Annotated in this window: 18 protein-coding genes and 1 pseudogene; 7 read left to right on the top strand and 12 right to left on the bottom strand. The window is 60.7% G+C overall.

The window, feature by feature from the left end; genetic code table 11:
- Positions 1-272: 272 nt before the first annotated feature.
- Positions 273-1,409: pseudogene (locus GYM54_RS22005) on the bottom strand (cache and HAMP domain-containing protein); the annotation flags it as partial.
- A gap of 213 nt (positions 1,410-1,622) precedes the next feature.
- On the opposite strand from GYM54_RS22005, the gene GYM54_RS07765 reads away from it, so the two are divergent.
- Together GYM54_RS07765 and GYM54_RS07760 are read left to right on the top strand one after the other, a co-directional pair.
- Complete coding sequence (locus GYM54_RS07765; RefSeq protein WP_197445608.1) at positions 1,623-2,567, top strand: class I SAM-dependent methyltransferase; 945 nt, start codon at positions 1,623-1,625, stop codon at positions 2,565-2,567.
- Positions 2,568-2,733: 166 nt separating this feature from the next.
- Positions 2,734-5,094: a PAS domain-containing sensor histidine kinase gene (locus tag GYM54_RS07760; RefSeq protein ID WP_231752220.1), complete on the top strand. Its 2,361-nt coding sequence runs from the start codon at positions 2,734-2,736 to the stop codon at positions 5,092-5,094.
- A gap of 65 nt (positions 5,095-5,159) precedes the next feature.
- Here GYM54_RS07760 and GYM54_RS07755 read toward each other — a convergent pair whose 3' ends face one another.
- The 7 genes from GYM54_RS07755 to GYM54_RS07725 form a co-directional block, all read right to left on the bottom strand.
- Positions 5,160-5,966, bottom strand: coding sequence for an outer membrane protein OmpK (locus GYM54_RS07755; RefSeq protein ID WP_197445609.1), 807 nt, complete (start codon positions 5,964-5,966; stop codon positions 5,160-5,162).
- 555 nt (positions 5,967-6,521) lie between these two features.
- Positions 6,522-7,796, bottom strand: a complete 1,275-nt coding sequence (locus GYM54_RS07750) for a hypothetical protein (RefSeq protein ID WP_197445610.1) — start codon at positions 7,794-7,796, stop codon at positions 6,522-6,524.
- Between the two features lie 52 nt (positions 7,797-7,848).
- Positions 7,849-8,325, bottom strand: a complete 477-nt coding sequence (locus GYM54_RS07745) for a curli production assembly protein CsgB (protein ID WP_197445611.1) — start codon at positions 8,323-8,325, stop codon at positions 7,849-7,851.
- 279 nt (positions 8,326-8,604) lie between these two features.
- Positions 8,605-9,441 (bottom strand): CsgG/HfaB family protein, encoded by an 837-nt coding sequence (locus GYM54_RS07740; RefSeq protein ID WP_197445612.1) that lies wholly within the window; start codon positions 9,439-9,441, stop codon positions 8,605-8,607.
- An 18-nt stretch (positions 9,442-9,459) separates the two neighbouring features.
- A complete protein-coding gene (locus tag GYM54_RS07735; RefSeq protein WP_197445613.1) occupies positions 9,460-9,873 on the bottom strand; it encodes a curli assembly protein CsgF in 414 nt (137 codons plus the stop codon).
- Positions 9,870-10,253, bottom strand: a complete 384-nt coding sequence (gene csgE, locus GYM54_RS07730) for a curli production assembly/transport protein CsgE (RefSeq protein WP_197445614.1) — start codon at positions 10,251-10,253, stop codon at positions 9,870-9,872. The genes GYM54_RS07735 and csgE overlap by 4 nt, the downstream gene beginning before the upstream one ends.
- Positions 10,250-10,900 (bottom strand): response regulator transcription factor, encoded by a 651-nt coding sequence (locus tag GYM54_RS07725; protein WP_197445615.1) that lies wholly within the window; start codon positions 10,898-10,900, stop codon positions 10,250-10,252. The genes csgE and GYM54_RS07725 overlap by 4 nt, the downstream gene beginning before the upstream one ends.
- 240 nt (positions 10,901-11,140) lie before the next feature.
- Between GYM54_RS07725 and GYM54_RS07720 the strand changes: the two genes are divergently transcribed.
- The 4 genes from GYM54_RS07720 (at position 11,141) to GYM54_RS07705 (ending at position 14,208) form a co-directional block, all read left to right on the top strand.
- Entirely contained in the window at positions 11,141-11,776 is a 636-nt protein-coding gene (locus GYM54_RS07720) for a LysE family translocator (protein WP_197445616.1), read from the top strand.
- A 91-nt stretch (positions 11,777-11,867) separates the two neighbouring features.
- Positions 11,868-12,329 carry a VOC family protein gene (locus tag GYM54_RS07715; protein ID WP_197445617.1) on the top strand — a complete coding sequence of 154 codons (462 nt, stop codon included), beginning with the start codon at positions 11,868-11,870 and terminating at the stop codon, positions 12,327-12,329.
- Entirely contained in the window at positions 12,329-13,153 is an 825-nt protein-coding gene (locus GYM54_RS07710) for an aldo/keto reductase (protein WP_197445618.1), read from the top strand. Before GYM54_RS07715 ends, GYM54_RS07710 begins: the two co-directional genes overlap by 1 nt.
- A gap of 83 nt (positions 13,154-13,236) precedes the next feature.
- Entirely contained in the window at positions 13,237-14,208 is a 972-nt protein-coding gene (locus GYM54_RS07705) for an SDR family oxidoreductase (RefSeq protein ID WP_197445619.1), read from the top strand.
- An 11-nt stretch (positions 14,209-14,219) separates the two neighbouring features.
- Here GYM54_RS07705 and GYM54_RS07700 read toward each other — a convergent pair whose 3' ends face one another.
- Entirely contained in the window at positions 14,220-15,095 is an 876-nt protein-coding gene (locus tag GYM54_RS07700; protein ID WP_197445620.1) for a DUF6279 family lipoprotein, read from the bottom strand.
- Between the two features lie 209 nt (positions 15,096-15,304).
- On the opposite strand from GYM54_RS07700, the gene GYM54_RS07695 reads away from it, so the two are divergent.
- A complete protein-coding gene (locus tag GYM54_RS07695) occupies positions 15,305-15,496 on the top strand; it encodes a hypothetical protein (RefSeq protein WP_197445621.1) in 192 nt (63 codons plus the stop codon).
- 6 nt (positions 15,497-15,502) lie between these two features.
- On the opposite strand, the gene GYM54_RS07690 is transcribed toward GYM54_RS07695, so the two are convergent.
- The 3 genes from GYM54_RS07690 to GYM54_RS07680 form a co-directional block, all read right to left on the bottom strand.
- Entirely contained in the window at positions 15,503-16,036 is a 534-nt protein-coding gene (locus GYM54_RS07690) for a hypothetical protein (protein ID WP_197445622.1), read from the bottom strand.
- A 77-nt stretch (positions 16,037-16,113) separates the two neighbouring features.
- On the bottom strand, positions 16,114-16,875 hold the full coding sequence (locus GYM54_RS07685) for an ABC transporter substrate-binding protein (protein ID WP_197445623.1): 762 nt from the start codon (positions 16,873-16,875) through the stop codon (positions 16,114-16,116).
- Between the two features lie 158 nt (positions 16,876-17,033).
- Positions 17,034-17,756 carry an RNA pseudouridine synthase gene (locus GYM54_RS07680; RefSeq protein ID WP_197445624.1) on the bottom strand — a complete coding sequence of 241 codons (723 nt, stop codon included), beginning with the start codon at positions 17,754-17,756 and terminating at the stop codon, positions 17,034-17,036.
- Between the last annotated feature and the right edge of the window lie 78 nt (positions 17,757-17,834).

Raw genomic sequence — 17,834 nt, 5'->3', positions numbered from 1 at the left:
AGCACGCTTTGCGCCGCTTCGTCGACAGTACGACGCGAATGCGCGGCGTGGTCGTTGGCGGCCTGGGTGAAGCTCGCGGTTTCGTTGGCGCTTTGTGCGACCGAGTCGGCCGTGGAGCTCATTTCGGTGATGGCCGTCACCGCCTGATCCGTTTCGCTGGCATGGCGAGCCAGAATGCCGTTGGTGTGATCAGATTGCTGCTTGAGCTGTTCGAGTTCGACCGAAATCTGGCGGGACGAGGTGGCCAGGTCGGCGATCATTTCCTGCAGGTAAGCGATGAAGCGGTTCACTGCGACACCGATGCGGTCGACTTCATCGTCGCCCTTGATCTCGATGCGGCGGGTCAGATCCGCGTCACCGGACGACAGCGACTGGATGTTGGCCGACAGCAGATGCAGCCGACGCATCAGATTGCGCAGCGCGACGACCATCAGCAGCAAAAGGAAACCCACCAACGGCAATTGCAGCCAGCCCAAGGTGCCGAGCACCGAGCGGGTCTTCTCGGTCAGCAGGTGGCTGGGCAGCGCGGTAGCGAGCAGCCAGGGCGTGCCCTCGATGGGCTTGAGGAAGAACGAGGTCTGCTCGCCATTCTGGCCTTCGAACTCGGTGAAGCTGCGCTGGTCGCCACGGTCCAGCGCGGCCTTGATCTGCGCCACGAACGGCGTGCGTGACGCCAGCTCGGAGACGTTTTTCAGGACGATCTGTTCGCTCAGGGCGGGCAGGTTGCTAAGAATCTTGCCGTCCGCTTCGACGATCATGATCTGGCCCTGGATTTCCCTTTCCTTGGTCGCGACCAGTTCGTTGAAGAAGCCCAGCGTCAGGTCGATGGTCGATACGCCGTAGACGCTGCCGTTCTTGTTGATCGCCATGGCGCAGTTGGTGCGTGGTTCGGCACTGGCGTCGTCCTTGTAGGCGGCCGCCCAGGCGCAGCGCCCGCTTGGTGTTTGCGCGCCGGCCCGGTGCCAGGGCTGCTCGAAGTAGTTCAGCGACTCGGCGCTGTTCCAGTGCGTGTTGATCTTCAGCTGACCGCTGGCGTCACGGTGATAGAAGGTGCTGTGTTTCGCCACGCCGGGCGTCCGTGCGTTGGGCAGCGGCCAGATGCCGCCGCCGAACACCTTCTGATCGCCGTACTGGTCAATCAGGCCCGGCAACACCGCGTCGATCTGGTCGCTGTCGAGCAGCGCGACGGTTTGGGTAATAGCGCGGGATTGGCTTTCGATCCGCGCCAAATTGAGCCGAATTGCCTGGGCGATTTCGTCGACTTTTTCTTCCACTAACTGGACTTCGGTGGCTTTCAACTGGGGCGCGACGAATTGGTTGATGCCTAACAGCGTCAGCCCGATGGCGACGAGGATGAAGGCCGCAAAAGTGGTGAGGTAGCGTGCCTGGATCGTTTTCAAGAAGGTCATGGTTGTGCTCGTTACAAGGGGCTACGGCGGAAGAACGCCCATACGTTTGCGTTATCGGCGCACCCTACTGAAGCTGTAGGGCTATTGGTCGACTCGGTACGTTTGGCGAGCCGGCGACACGAGCTTTTCGGGGTGGTTGCATGGGCGGCAGGCCCGCAAGCGCTTCGAATCCTGTTTAAAATCGCGCGCTTTCTCTAATTAACGATGACCTTCATGCACGCCGATGCCCTTGTCACTTTGCAGAACCACCTCGCCACTGCCTTGGTGCAGCTGCCCGATGAGACCCGCCGTCTGTTTCATGGGCGCGGTCGCTGCTGGGAGGGGCTTGAGCATGTGACGGTCGATTGGCTGCAGGGCATCGTGCTGGTTTCGTTGTTCCGCGCACCGGCGGACGCCGAGCTGGATGCGCTAAGGCTCGGCTTGTCGGCACTCACCCAAGGCGCCGAGTGGCAGAACAGTGGGGCGCATAGCCTGCTGTTGCAGCACCGCTATCTGCCCGACAGCCACATGGAACAGCTGTTGGGCGAGCCAGTCAGCGAATGGCTGATCAGCGAGAACGGGCTGCGCTACAAGCTCGATCTCGGCATCAAGCAGAACAATGGGCTGTTTCTGGACATGCGCTACGGCCGTCGCTGGGTGCAGGAACAGGCGCAGGGCAAGCGGGTACTGAACCTCTTCGCTTACACCTGTGGTTTTTCAGTAGCGGCCATCGCGGGCGGCGCCGAGCATGTGGTCAACCTCGACATGGCGCGCGCAGCGCTCAGTCGCGGGCGCGACAATCATCGGCTCAACGAGCATGACCTGAGCAAGGTCAGCTTTCTCGGCCACGAGCTGTTCAAGTCGTGGGGCAAGGTGAAGAAAAGCGGCCCTTACGATCTGGTAATCGTCGATCCGCCATCGTTCCAGAAAGGTAGCTTTGCGCTCGACAAGGATTACCGGAAGATCCTTCGGCGCTTGCCGGAGCTGCTGACCTCCACCGGCACGGTGCTGGCCTGCATCAACGATCCCGACGTGGGCCCCGAATTCATCATCGAAGGCGTTGCGGCCGAGGCGCCGGACTTGGTGTTTCAGCAGCGTTTGCCGAACCCGCCGGAATTCCCGGATGTCAGCCCCGACAGCGGGCTGAAGGCGCTGGTCTTCAGCCGCACGCCGGGTTAGCGTCGCCTGCGTGGCATGGAGTCGTTACATCAAAGTCACTAGGTATGGCTGCTATCCTTTTTTGCTGAAGCTTCACCGGCAAATTGCCAGCAGCTAATCTTGGCGCCTTGCATCTTGGCAAGGCCAGCCGAACTCCACACCAACCGTCGCGGGGTCTCGAGGATCTGTGACTCGACCAGCTACAGGAGACAACGCCATTCCTGAACCAGAACGGCAAGTGCAGGCAATCTTCGATGCCGCCAGCGATTGCGCCATGCTCACCACCGATCGCGAAGGCATCATCACGGCGTGGAGCGTGGGCGCCGAGCGTGTCTTCGGTTGGACAGCGCAACAGATGTGCGGACAGCCGTTCGATCATCTATTCAGCGGCGGTGAGCGCAATGCGGAACTGCTGCGCGAGCAGATGCAACGCGCGCTGAAGGATGGCAGCACCAGCCATGAACGCTGGTATATCCGTGCTGATGGATCACGCTTACGCGGGGCGGGCACGCTCACGCCACTGCTTGGCGAGGAGGGCCATTTCGGTTTCCTGAAGATCCTGCGTGACCGCACGGCGGAAGACGAGGCCGCGCGCCGGCTGGCCGAGAGCGACGACCGTTATCGACTGCTGTTCGAGGCGATCGATGCGGGCTTCTGCATCATCGAGATGAAATTCGATGCGCAGGGCAAGCCGATCGACTATAGCTTCGTCGAAACCAATCCGGCCTTCGAGCGCCAGACCGGGCTGGTCGATGCGGTCGGCAAATGGATGCGCGACCTAGCGCCTGCTCACGAGCAGCACTGGTTCGATATTTACGGCGAGGTGGCGCTGAGCCGCCGCCCGGTGCGTTTCGAGAACAATGCCGAGGCGTTGCAGCGTTGGTTCGAGGTGCAGGCTATGCCGATCGGCGAGCCGTCCGAACAGCGTGTCGCGATTTTGTTCAACGACATCTCCGCACGTCGCAACGCGGAGCAGGCCCTGCAAGCCCTGACCGTCTCGCTGCGCGAGGATGTCGCAACCCGTACCAAGGACCGCGACCAGCTCTGGGAGTTGTCCAGCGACGTGATGCTTCGCTGCCGTATCGATGGCAGCATCGTTGCGGTCAATCCGGCCTGGGAACAACTGCTGGGCTGGTCGGAAGAGCAACTGCTGGGCGCCAATATTCTCGACTTCATACATGCGGACGACCTGGCGGACACAAGCGCGACCGTTCGACAGTTGTCGGAGGGGCGTTCTTTTCTGCATTACGAGAATCGCTACCGCTGCACCGATGGCAGCTATCGCTGGCTCACCTGGTCGGCCCGGCCGGCGGATGGTGTGATAAATGCCGTGGGGCGTGACATCACCGCCGAAAAGGAACAGGCACAGGCGCTCGCTCAGGCAGAGGCGCAACTGCGCCAAAGCCAGAAGATGGAAGCCGTCGGCCAATTGACCGGGGGCCTGGCGCATGACTTCAACAACCTGCTGACCAGCATCGGCGGCAGCCTTGAACTGCTCGAAAAGCGCATCGAGCAGGGCCGTGTCGAATCGATCGCTCAGTACGTGACAGTCGCCCAGAACGCGACCCGCCGAGCGGCGGCGCTGACACACCGATTGCTGGCATTTTCTCGCCGCCAGACGCTCAACCCGATGGGTACCGACGTCTGCGAACTGGTCAGCGACTTGCGCGAACTGCTCAGCCGCACGGTCGGGCCTTCGATCTTGCTTGAAACGCAGTGCGCTGAGGGTCTTTCGCCAACGCTGGTGGACCGTAATCAGTTGGAAAACGCCTTGCTCAATCTTGCCATCAATGCGCGTGATGCGATGCCTGACGGCGGGACGCTGTCGATCGGCGTCAGCAATACCTGGCTGAAAGACAGCGAGGCGTTGGAGCTCGATGTGCCGGCTGGGCAGTACGTGCGCATATGCGTCGCGGATACCGGCGTCGGCATGTCCAAGGAAATCGCAGCGCAGGCATTCGATCCGTTTTTCACCACCAAACCCTTGGGCATGGGAACCGGTCTGGGATTATCGATGGTGTACGGCTTTACCCGACAATCGGGCGGGCAGGTGAAGATCCAGTCCGAGCCGGATAATGGCACCACGATCTGCCTGTATCTGCCGCACGTGGTCGCTAATGTGCAGCGGAGCGATACGGTAATCGACCCCAGGGCGGCATTTCAGGTAAGCGGTGGGGCAGGCGAGACGATCCTGGTCGTCGATGATGAGCCGGCGGTGCGCCTGCTGGTGGTGGAGGTTCTCGAGGAGCTGGGCTATCGGGTGCTGCATGCCATCGATGGCAAGAGCGCGCTGAGCATTCTCCAGAGCGATGAGCCGGTTGCGCTGCTTGTCACGGACGTCGGGCTGACGGGCGGTATGAATGGCCGTCAGTTGGCCGATGCTGCTCGCCAGACCGACCCCGCACTGAACGTGCTGTTTATCACCGGATACGCGGAAAGTGCGGTGATGGGCAAGGGCCAACTCGAGCCAGGCATGGGCCTGTTGACCAAACCCTTCACGATCGATGCGTTGGCAGAGCGCATCGAAGAGCTGCGTGGCCGAAACTGATGCCGCCTCCGAGCCACCCGTTTTCGGCGGTTTGGCTCGCGGCGACACCTGAAGGACCAGTGAGGTCAGTAGTGGGCCTTGACGATGAAGTTGGTGACGTTGTTGTTGGTGTTGAACGCAGCGCTGTCCTGCACGCCATATTTGTCCGACCAGTAGTCGTACTCGATACCGACGTAGAGCTTGCCCGGGGTGTAGTCCAGCGCCTTGCCCAGGTCGTACTTGATCTGCGGGTTGATGTGCAGGTTCTTGGCGACGAAATCGTTGCTGGATTTGGAGCCGGCATCGTTGACCACCCAATCGATATAGCCATCGAAGAGGATGTCGGATTTGCCCAGCGGGAACGTCATGGCCCAGGTTGGCGTGATCTGCCATTGGCCACTGGCCTGGCCGGTGATGCCGTCCGGCTTGCGGTAGTAGGTGTTGATCGACAGACGATCGAAGCCCGGTACGGCCAGGTCGATGGCCGGGCCGAGCAGGTAGTTGCGATTGCGTCCTTCGCCTCGCTCGTAGGTCGCCGAAAGCAGGACGTCGGTGACCGGCCCAAACGATAGGTCTCGCCCGGTGATCTTGCCCAGTGACAGACGCGGGCTGAATTCGCCGTAATACGTGCGTCCGTCGTTGCCCGAGTGACCGTTGAACCACTTGTGATCGACGAACAGGAACATGTCGCCCCAGGTCCAGCCACTGGCGTGTTCGAAGGTAATGGTCTGCTGGATATCGGCCTCACGCCCGTCCTCGCCTGAGTCGACGGCGAAATTTTTGCCGTAGAGGTAGGTCAGGCTGTTGTTCTGCCAAAGCATTGGGTCGGCCATGGCCTGGCTGGCGAAAGTCAATCCCGCCGCGAAGACGGCGGTGCTGAGGCTGCATTTCATCGATGTGCTCCCTTGTTGCAGTTGCGGCTGCTTTATTTTGAGCGTTGTCCAAACGGGCGGGCGTTGTGCTCGAAGCAGTACCGCGCCAGTCGATCAAGCGCAGCGGAAATACCACAGAAATCGTTTTATTTCATTGTTTTGTGGAGGCGCAACGCTGTCCCGTGCGGTGGTTTTAAGACGGTGGCAGATACACGCAAGCTCGAAGCGTTTAGCTGTTCGCTGCGATTCGGCCGCAGACGAAGTGCCCAAGAGAAGATTGATTTGGTGGAGCGCACACTGCTGCGGCTAGGTGTTTGGTCCCGTTTCAGCCTAAACGGCTGGGCTAAAAAGATTGTTTTGGACGCTCAAGTCCGTAGGGCCGAATTTATTCGGCCAGAGGTTTGTGAAGGCCGAACAAGTTCGGCCCTACGGTGATGCGTTCACCCGAAGAGCCGAAAGCGTGGGTTCCGTCGAGAGCGCAGCAAAACGGGAACAGTCTCTAGCAGAAGCACTAATCGCTGCCGCAGAAAACGAAACTGCCGGCGCAGGGCCGGCAGTTGTGGGTATTGCAGGGGATCAGTGTTGGGTAACGATCGCCATGTTGTTGAGGCCAGCCTGGCTTATTAACGCGTTGTTGCCCATACCGCTCTGGTCGACCAACGCCTCGTGGCCGGTGCCATTCTGAATGACGGTCGCCAGATGGCTTTCGCCGTACTGGGACAGGATGGCCATGTTGTTTACACCGTCCTGGGTGATGCTGGCCAGGTTGAGGTCGCCGTCCTGGACGATATCGACGTCGTTACCGGCGTTGTTGCTGGATCCGGTGATGCGGTTGCCTTCACCTTCCTGTACGGCGCTGAGCATGTTGTGCATGCCGGACTGGTTGAAGTTCAGCTCATTGGCATTGCCTAACTGATCGACCGTAGCGTCGTTGTAGCTGCCATGTTGATTAACCGTGGCGACCTGATGACGACCGTCCTGATCGATCACTGCCTCGTTGCCGAATCCGTACTGATTGGCAGTGGCGGTGTTGCCATTGCCGCGCTGGGCGAGGTTGGCGTCGTTCTCGTTGCCCTGCTGATAGACGAAGGCATTCTGGTAGCGGCCTTGCTGATCTACGTTCAGGTTGTTGTCGTTCCCGCCCGAGTAGGTGTAAGCCTCTTGGTTGGCGCCAGTCTGGCTGACATGTGCGGTGTTGAGGTTGCCGACCTGCTCGACTTCGGTGATGGAGCCGGAGCTCCAGTTCTGAGCGATTACCGCAGCGTTCTCTTTACCTTGCTGGTCGATCATGGCGCGGTCATTCGAGCTGAACGACTGGCTGACGCTTGCATCGTTGAGGTTACCGTCTTGGTAAAGCTCGGATTTGCTGCCGTTGGCCAGCGCCTGATAGCTGTTGGCGTAGTTCCGGTTGCCCAGCTGCTCTGTAACGGCGTCGGCGCCACGGGTGGCGACCTGTTCGGTTTCGGCGATGTTGGCGTTGCCCTGCTGATGCTGGTCAGCGCTGCTGTCCCAAGTACCGCCCTGGCTGATGCTGGCCTCGTTGCCTTTACCGTTCTGCCATTGCTCCGCGGTGCTGCGCAAAGCGACCGTCTGGTTGACCTCGGCCTTATGGAAGTTGGCTATCTGGGTTTGCAGGACCGAGGACGAGAACGAGCTGTTCTGCTCGACCATCGCGTGGTTGCCCAAGCCGCTCTGCAACTGAGTGGCGGTGTTCGAGCTGCCAGCGATTTGACTGACCTCGGCGATGTTGTCGATGCCGTTCTGGCGTTGTTCGGAGGTGTGCTCAGCGGCGAAGGCCTGGGCAGTGGCGATAGTCAGGATGGCAGCTACAAGGGGTTTGATCTTGAACATTGTTATCTCTCCATGGAATGTTTTCAGCGGTACTTCCTGGTGGTGCTTTGTTTCAGCGGTACTGGCGAACCAGCACGCTCAGACCCTGGCCGTTCTGCGTGACGCTACTGCGATGCCCGGTACCGGTCTGTTCGATCAGCGCGTTGTTGTGCGCGCCGCATTGCTCGATCCGGGCCTGGTTGTAGGCGCCTGATTGAACAATCAATCCCTGGTTGTGGTTGCCGTGCTGCTCGATGGATGCCTCGTGCGCATAGCCGCTCTGGAGGATGAGGGCTTCCAGTGCGTTGCCGATCTGCGTGATGTCCCCGGTCAGGCTGTTTCCGGCCTGGGCAATGAAGGCGAGGTTGCCGGCTATTGGGGCGACGGCTGGCCGGGAGAGTGCAATTGCGTGGACCTGACTAGCGGCGAATTCATTGGTAGCCAGATCGAGCGAAGCGGGCAGGCCGGCTGCTTGAAGAGCGGGGCTGGCTAGCGTTGCGAAGAGCAGTGGCAGCAGTGCTTTTCGGGCAATCCATTGCGCGTGCTTCATCAGTCGTCCCTGGTTGAATCGCGGTAGGTCATCCTGTCCCAAACCGTGATTCGGCAAATCCATCAAACGGGTGAAACCGCTGCGTTTGTTCGTAGCCGTTCACTTAAGCCGTTAGGCAAAACACCAAGGCATGATGGCCCTGTCTGTAGAGGCGAGGGGGCGTCGGATTCGCTAGGCCAGAAAAACGCCGCAAACCCGTACGGGGATGCGGTGCTTTCTAAGTGAACGGCATTATGCGTTTGCTCGGGCCTGGAGCAGGCCCGATGAAACAGAACGAACCTACAGCTTGGTCGGCGTGGTGAGATATTTCGCCAATTCGGCTTCGACCGCAGGCGTGTTGTCGGCGGTCTGCCAGAGGCGACGGTCGACGCCCTGGGCAATCAGGTGGGCAACGGCCGCCTCGATCGCCGACAGCACGCAAAGCTGCGCCGGCTCGTTGGTGGTGTAGCCGGCCTCGGCTTCGAGCAGTTCCTTGAACTCGATGAACTTGTAGACGTTGGCGCTGCGCCCGATGGAGTAGATGGTCTTGGTCGTCATCACGTTGGAGAGCACCTGGCCGCTGCGCACGTCGACGGCGCGGAGATTGACCGTGACCTGATCGACCCGGTACTCCTGCGATACGCCGATACCCAGATAGCGCGCGCCCTGGCCACCGCTGCGCACGTTGGTTTCGTAGGCGACGATGGCGCCTTCCATGATGATGTTGGCGGCCAGCAGCGAGGGCAGTTCCGACTGTATATTCGGCGCCACGTCCGGCTTGGCCTGGGACGCGCGAATGATCTTGCGCTCGGTTAGCACGTTCTGCAGGCCCTCGCGCTCCAGCACGATGAACCAGCCGCTGGCCTGCATGGCATCGACCAGCATGCTCGCCGCGCCTTGGGTGACCGCTGTGGAAAAGGAGCTTGCCGGGCTCGGTTTGTATTGCCCCGTTTGGTCGCGGAAGCCGTAAACGGCGGCGACTAGCGGACCTTTGGGGCGGGGCAGTTGAAGCAGGTCCTGGTAGGTCGAGGTGCGCGGGGTAAGGGTGGGTGTTTCCTGGTCTGCGGACATCGGTTCGCGCACTGCGCAGCCCTGCAGAACGGCCATCATCCCGATGGCGATGAATAGGCTTCTCATGGCCTTTGCTCTCCTTGATCAGTTCTCGCCGATAACGATTTCGGACACTTCGCCGGTCAACCGGTCGGTGATGCTCACAACCAAGTTGCCGAGGTCGTCGTTGATGACATTTACGATGAAGTCATCCGTCGTGACCGACCCGGTTTTGCCGTCTCTAGCATCATTAAGCAGATCGCCAAGCAGCCGTGACTCCAGCTGGCTGGTGAAACGGTCGAGCGCTGAGGTGCCGGTCAGCGAGGAGCGGTCGATCGCGTCCGGATCTTTGGTGTCGTTCTGGGCCTGGGCGTTGCCCAACAGCCAGGCACCGTTCAAAGGACTGCCGCCAAAGGACGGGTTGACTGGGGTGTAGACCAGTTCGGTTGCCGTAACGGCGGAGCTGAGCAATAGCCCGGCCAGGAGAATGCCGGTGGTTTTTTGTTGTGGCCGGTTCATAACTCATCCTTCGCAAGATCAATGGTGTCTTCGAACATTGCTTCAACTTTCTTACGGTTTATCTCTTGCAGCACGTAATCCGCCGCGTCATAAGCGGTTTGCTCCATGTCGCCGACGTTCGGTTGCAGAAAGCGGCGGTAGAGCGGCTGGTTGTCCTGCTCGACCCAGACCAGAATGCCCCAGCGTGCCGACGGTCTTTCCTTGACCGCCAGGTTGAAGTCCAGGGAACTGGTGTCGTTCAGGCGTTCGCAAAACTTGCGATAGAACTCCTGACCGGATCGGGTAACGGTGTTGTTGGTAATGAAGCCCTTGAGCTCTGCTTCTCCGGCATATGCCTGAGCCGCGAGCAGCAGCATCAGGCAAAGGCACGCGGCTCTCATGTGCCGGCCTCGCTCACATGTCCCAGCACCAATGACGCACCTTGCGCGCGGTTGGACGCGCCCAGTTTGCCCAGTGCGTTATGGATATGGCTCTTGATGGTGTGAGTGCTCAGGTGCAGGCAGTCGGCGATTTCCGAGTTGGAAAGCCCCTTGCCGGCGAGCGCAAGGATCTGCTTTTCGCGCACCGATAAATCATCGATGGCGCGCGACGCATGGGTCAGCTGGCGATAACGGCCGAGCAGTTTTTCCATCAGCGCGCGGGGCAGCCAGTCGCCACCGTTGAGCATGACGGTGACGCCGCGGCTGAAATTGCTGCGGCTTGTGCTCGGGTAGAAGACGCCCTTGATCCAGGGGTGTAACTCCAGCAGCCGGCGTGCCTGTTCCGGCTGCGCATTGACCAGCGCGGTGACCGTATCGCGCAGCTGCCGAAGCAGGCGAAGGCATTCTTCGTCGGTGAAGCTGCCGACGTCGATCAGGATCAAGTCTGCATCGTTCACTCCCGGGCGGAGCGCGTTGCTACGCGTCAGGCGCAACTGGGGGCTATCGTGAAGATGTTGGTGGAACGAGCTGTCCAGCAGTTCGCTGTTGGACAACAGGACGAGACGAGCGGAGGGGGCGACGAGTGCCGCGCTGGCTTCATCGATCATGAGCATTTCCTTTGCTATTCATGGCTGTGTCGGGCTGCGCCCGCGTTCCTGACCGGGGCCGTGGCGCTTTGACATTAACGCTAACAAGGTAGTTCAGCAGGGTGACAATAAAAAGTCGGAACTGTGAGTGAATGCCAGTTTTCCGACGAACTGCCTGCGTGGGTGCGAAATGCAAGTCTGGAAAGCCGAAGTTCGCTCGACTACATTCAGTGTCTTTCTTCGCTCATGACTGGGGCCGAAATGTCTGATCCGGCGTTCTGGTTGGTCTTTTTCTCGGCTGCTCTGGCGCTGAACCTGTCGCCCGGTCCCGATCTGCTGTTCGTGCTGTCGCGTACGCTCTCCGGTGGGCGGCGTGTCGGCGTGGCCTCGGCATGCGGCGTGTGCAGTGGTGCTCTGGTTCATGTGGCCGCCGCGGCGCTGGGGATTTCGGCGATTCTGGCTACTTCGGCGCTGGCCTTTACGGTGGTCAAGTATGTCGGTGCGGCCTATCTGCTGTACCTGGGCATCCAGGCGTTGCGCTCTGCGGGCGTCGGTACGCAGCTCAACCTTGGAACGGCGCCGCGGACTACCGCCTGGCAGGCTTATCGCCAGGGCATTCTGGTGGACATTCTCAACCCAAAGGCTGCGATCTTCTTCATGGCGTTTCTGCCGCAGTTCGTGCGTCCGGACCAGGGCGCAGTGGCGCTGCAGCTGCTGGTGCTGGGTGTGTTGGTCGTTCTGGTGGCGATCGTCGTGGAATGCATGCTCGTGCTGCTGGCAGCTCGCGCCAGTTCGGCGCTACGCGGCAATCAGCGACTGAGCCAATGGCTCGATCGTGTCCTCGGGTCGGTGCTGATCGGCCTGGGTATTCGCCTCGGGTTGGCCGAACGCGCATAACCGTGGGAACGTCGACGCCGTTATCGGTCTGAATGCGTATGCGGTGCGTCTTGTACGACGGCGATGGCCGCGGCAATCGGAAGGAGCTTTCATGTCCCTGTACAGCAAAAACACCACATCCAATCTCATTCCCTGTCTGCATTACCGTGACGTACCCGCGGCGCTGGACTGGCTGTGTCGAGTATTCGATTTCGAGCAGCACCTGGTGGTAGAGGATGCGCAAGTGGGCGTCATTCACGCCCAGCTCAACTTCGGCAGCGGCATGCTGATGCTCGGTCCGGTTAGCGATTCCGAGTACGGTCGCCAGGTGAAGATGCCGGACCAGGTGGGCGGTGTTTCCACGCAGAGCATCTATGTCATCGTCAACAGCGCCGATGCGCTCTATACCAAGGCCAAGGCTGCCGGGGCGGAGATCGTCATCGAGTTGAAAGACGAGGATTACGGTGGGCGAGGCTTCAGCTGCCGCGACCTGGAGGGTCACCTGTGGAATTTCGGCACCTACGATCCCTGGGCCGAGCCGGTCGCCGAGCAGAGCGTGCGAGGGAACGGCTGATGCGTACCCTGACACTGACAGATGGAACCGAAGTCCCTGTGATCGGCCAGGGCACCTGGCACATGGGTGAGAATCCGGCCGAACGCAACAACGAGGTCGCAGCACTGCAGCTCGGCATAGAGCTGGGCATGACGCTTATCGATACCGCGGAGATGTACGGCGAAGGCGGTGCGGAGGAGGTTGTCGGTGAAGCAATACGCGGTCGTCGAGACCGGGTCTTTCTGGTCAGCAAGATTTATCCGCACAACGCCAGCCAAAAAGGCGTACCGGAGGCCTGCGAGCGCAGCCTGCGTCGGCTCGGTACCGATTGCATCGATCTGTATCTGCTGCACTGGCGCGGCCAGTATCCGCTGACGGAAACCGTCGAAGCCTTCGAGCGGCTCAGGGAGCAGGGCAAGATCCGTCGCTGGGGCGTGTCGAATCTCGATCTGGACGACATGCGTGAGCTGAATGCGCCCGCTTGTGCAGCCAACCAGGTGCTCTACAACCCTAGCGAACGGGGGATCGAATTCGACCTGCTGCCCTGGAGCCAGGCGCAGGGTATGCCGGTCATGGCGTATTGTCCGTTGGGGCAGGGCGGTGCGTTGTTGCGGCATTCGGCAGTGGTCAACGTCGCTCGCCGTCACGGAGCGCAGCCCGCTCAGGTGGCGTTGGCCTGGGCCTTGCGCCAGCCCGGCGTTTTGGTGATTCCGAAATCTTCCAACCCGACTCATCTGCGCGCCAACGCGTCCGCCGCAGAGCTGCAGTTGACGGCGGAAGACCTGAGCATCCTCGACGATGCCTTTCCGCCACCGTCTCGCCGACAGGCGCTGCAGATGGTTTGACCCCGACGATCCTCCGGACGGCGGGGAATGTTTGCCTCGCCGCGGCTGTCAGCTGTTAACGACAGCAAACCGGAGAATCGGGCATGACTGAAAACAGACTCGAAGGCGCGGTGGTGGTTATCACCGGTGCGTCCAGTGGTATTGGGCGCGCCACCGCGCAAGCATTTGCACGTCGGCGTGCCCGTGTGGTGTTGGCTGCACGTGACGAGGAGGCGTTGCAGGAGGCGGCTGAAGAATGCCGGGCGCTCGGCGGCGAGGCGCTCGTGGTGCCAACCGACACGACCATCAGCGACTCGGTGGAACAACTGGCCACGGCAGCCGCCGAGTTCGGCCAAGGGCGCATCGACATCTGGATCAACAACGCCGGTGTCGGGGCGGTCGGCACATTCGACGAGACGCCGCTGGATGCTCACGAGCAAGTCGTGCAGACCGATCTGATCGGCTATCTGCGGGGCGCGCATGTGGTGTTGCCTTACTTCAAACAGCAGAACGCCGGCATTCTGATCAATACGCTCTCCGTCGGCAGTTGGGTGCCGCAGCCATTCGCCGTGGCCTATTCGGCCAGCAAGTTCGGCCTGCGCGGCTTTTCCCAGGCGCTGCGCGGTGAGTTGGCGCAATGGCCGGGAATACATGTATGCGACGTATACCCATCGGTGGTCGATACCCCTGGTTTCCGCGACGGTGGCAACTATGCCGGGCGTTCGCTGCAACCGCCGCCACCGCTGTGCGATCCCCGCCAAGTGGCCGAGGCGATGATCAGCCTGGCGTTGCATCCTCGGCATACCACCTCGGTTGGGATGGTGGCGACCTTGCTGCGCTTCGCGCATTTCGTGACGCCTGGTTTCAATCAGTTATCGGGGCTGCTGACCGGTGCCGCGCTGCGGCGTGCCGATCGAGTGGCGCCTTCTTCCGGCAATCTGTTCCATCCGGCACTGGGTCAGCGGCGAATAGATGGCGGATGGCGTAAAGGCAGCCACTCGCAGCGCACCTTGATGCTGGCCGGAGGAGTTGCGGTAGGCGTAGTCGGACTGCTGTTGTGCTGTCGTAAACGCTAAAGAGGCTGCAGTCAGCGCGACTCCGGCAAGCAGGCCAGCGAGCCCAGATCCTTGCGCAGATTCTCCAATTGCCGGTCGAGATGACCTCGCTGGTCGGCACCGGACATCGCGTAGAGATCGCTGGCCAAGTCCAAGGCAGCCTGTTCGATGCGGTCGAAGGCCGCTCGGTACTCGTCAGTCCAGAAGGCTTCGCCGCCTTGCAGCAGCCGCGCGATGCGGTCATCGAAACCTGCTTCGCGACGCTGGGCGACCGCGGCACTCAGGGCGTGTTGCCACTGCACCCGGTTGTCCAGCCACACCCGGTTATGTTCTCCAAGCGTATGCGCCCAGACGAGGATGCGTTGCCGTTGCGCCGCGCTGATCGTGCCCAGCCAATGCTCGACCCGCTCGCCCATGCGTTCGGCACGCTCTCTGATCTGGCGGTCCAGTGGTGGCTGCAAGTATTTCTCGGCCCGCTCGCGACGGTCTTTCTCGAGCGCCTCGTTGAGCGTTCTGACCTGTGCATCGTCAAGATCACGCAGAAGCTGCGTGGTGGTCGGGGTGATTTCTTCGGTAATTGCCTGAATCGCCTGTTTCGCATATTGATAGTGATTGCGCAGCGTGGCCTCGTTGATTTCATCCCGCCGAACCTGGTACTGCAGCTGTCCGAGGATGTCGAGATAGACCGGTAATTGCGTTTGGCAGTGCCAGCTAAGATGGTCGCGCAGCTGCGAGCGGAAGCGCTTCTGCTGATCGCGATTCAAATCCAGATAGTCATCGATCCACCACGGGATCAGCGTGTCCAGGTTGCGGTACGCGAGGTTGATGCGGCTGCAGCCGGCGAGGATAAGCGTGAGCGCCACCAACAACAGCAATGTCTTGCAGCCACGTGTCTGACGGATCTGCATCGGAGCCCTCGTCGTCTTGATATGGGCATCTCTCGATAAGGACGAAACGGCCTTCTCGCCTATTAATAGAACGACAGGACGTCCCGGCAGTTCGAGCCAAAACAGCAACGGTTTGTTTCGGCGAGAAAAACGGCCGAACTTGTGGTCCCTTTATTGAAGAGGGTGTGTCGCCGGCACGCCTGCAGCAACGTACTAATGTGGAGGTAGGCATGCAGACGACGATCAAACAGCTGACCGGAGACCAGGTACCGCAGGGTTGGCGCCCGACCTGGGTGACTTGTTGGGTGGTGGAAATGGACGGCAAGACGATTGCCGGCCCCTATGCCACGCGTGAAGAGGCGCAAGCCGTGATGGACGGGGAGCAGGAGCCCAAGGTATCGCAGACACCTACACCCCGGTGAGGCAGTTCACAGGCATTTAGTGGGACAGGGATCGACCCGCTCGGGTATTGGCGGCGGCGGCTCAACGAGCTGGGAGACCAGCTCCAGAGCTTTATCGAAGGAGGGATAGCCGCTGCGCGCGACATCCAGCTCGGCGTAGGCCTGGCGATATTCCTCGGCCTTGGTGGCGTCGCGTTCGTCCAGCAGATAAGGCTCCTGGTGCATTTTGTAGAGCAGCGCCGCGGCATGCGGGTGGCCCTTGGCGCGCGCCTGTTCGAGTAGGTTCAGCACGCCCGCCTGTTGCGGGCCCTGGCGTATTAGCAACAGTGCCTGATAGAACTCGACTTCGCCGTGCTCGTCGAGATGAGCGCTGCGCTCGAGCAGAGCGTCGGCGAGCTCGTAGCCGTCTTCGTCGCCGATGGAAATGAGAATCTTGGCCTGCAGAAGATCGTTCTGATAGAGCAGTCGCTCTGCACGACAGGAGCTGCCCGGTTGGTCACAGGGTTGAGAGGCGCAGCCCCCAAGGACGATGAGCAGTCCGAGTAGTAATGAGTTCTTCATCGCTGCCTTGTTCTCTGAATTGTTTATGTGTGTCAGCGCCAGTTCTGACCTGCGAGTTTCGTTTCTGTTCAGCCGACTCATGGCTCGCTGGCGATGGGCTTGAGGCCATAGTGAAACAGAAGGACCTGCCACTCGGGGTTGGTTGGAAGGGTGCTGAGCAATTGATCAAGATAGTCTTTCACCGCTTCGCCAAGCGTGTCGGTTATCAGTATGTGCCGAGCGAACTGGTACAGGGGCGTTGCCGAAATGTATAGCTCGCCCAGCTTATGTTCCTTACGGTAATGGAGCAGGGTGGAGCGAGCGATCAATAAGGTATTGATGCGTCCGGAGAGCAGCTTCTCGAGGTTCTGCAGATCGTTATGTACATTCTGGCGTTCTATCGCGCCCTTGGCGATATCTTCCTCGAGTCCCTGATACCGGTGGCCGAGCACGCCGCCCAGAACCAGGCCGTGCAATGATTCGGGCCCTTCATATTCAACCGGCGCATCGGGTAGTGAAACGAATACCTGTTGATCGATCAGCAGCGGTTCCGACCACTTGGCGTTTGCTGTCTGCGCGGCAGTGAAAAAGCTCGGCGTGGCCCAGAGCAGGATGCCCGGGCGGTTTCGGGCGAGGCGAATGTCCACACGCTTGCGCGGTAGCTCTACCAGCTCGAAGCGGAAGCGGCCACGGTTGGCCGGGTCGCGATTGAGCAGATCGACGAACGCGTGCGAAAGGCCCTGCCCATCGTTGAGTATGAATGGCGGCGAGAAGTGATAGTTCCAAACCTCGATCCGCTGCTGCGCGGTGCAGATCGAAGGCAGTAGAACGAGCACGAGCACCACAACGAGTCGTTGCATGGCGCACCTTCAGAATGATGGCGAGGCGGCCGTTCGCGGGCTCGGTGATACTGCCCGCGGATGGCTTTTGCCTGTTCGATGATGAACAAGCATAGTCGACAGGCGGCAAGGAGGGAGCAGCTGGGCAGGTTCGTTTTTTGGCGTGCTGCCGTTTCGCTCTAGAAGCGTTCGTGCTCGCCGAGAAAGCGCCACTCGCCCACTGGCAGCTTAGCCATCGACAATCGCCCGACGCGTATGCGCTTGCAGTTGAGCATCTGCAGGCCGATGGCCTCGCAAAGCTGTCGCAGATCGCCCGGCTGCGGTGCCTTGAGCACGATGCGCAGGCGGGTTTCGTTCTGCCAGCTGGCCTTGGCTTTGGGCAGGATCCGGCCTCGGTGCCCGATGCCTTTGGCCAGCAACGCCAGCCCACCTTCCTCGGGTTCGCCGGCGACCTCCACAATGTATTCCTGCTCGAGTTTGTCGCGAGGGTCGGCAATTTTGCGGATAACCTCGCGCTGCTGGCTGAACACGACCAATCCACTGGCATCCGGCTCCAGCGGTAGCAGTGCGGTCTGACGAGCGAAGTGTCGATCACGTGGTGCGAGACGAGCATCATCGCCGGTCCAATGGCTTGCCTTGGCGAGCTGTTCCATGGCGACAGCCGGATCTGCTGCGGTGGCCTGGCCGGCCGGTTTGTGCAGCAGCAGCGTGACGGGCGGCAGCTCGGCTGCGATGGCGCCAGGCAGGAGTTCGATTCGTTGGCCGCCGACCTTGAAATAGGGGGCTTCGATGATTTGCCCGTCGACGCTGACCCAGCCACCCTCGATATACAGCTCAGCCTCACGCCGGGAACAGCCGAGTTGCTCGGCGAGGCGTTTGGACAGGCGTATCGGATCGGTCATGGGTAGCTCGGATGTCGCGGGAGGGGAAACCCGGCGAGCCGCTGCAGTACTGCGTCACAGCTGAAGCTCGCGGTCGAG

It is taken from the genome of Pseudomonas sp. MTM4, from assembly GCF_019355055.1.
In the GTDB taxonomy this organism is placed as follows: Bacteria; Pseudomonadota; Gammaproteobacteria; order Pseudomonadales; family Pseudomonadaceae; genus Stutzerimonas.
This window is presented reverse-complemented; position numbering and strand designations above follow the sequence as displayed.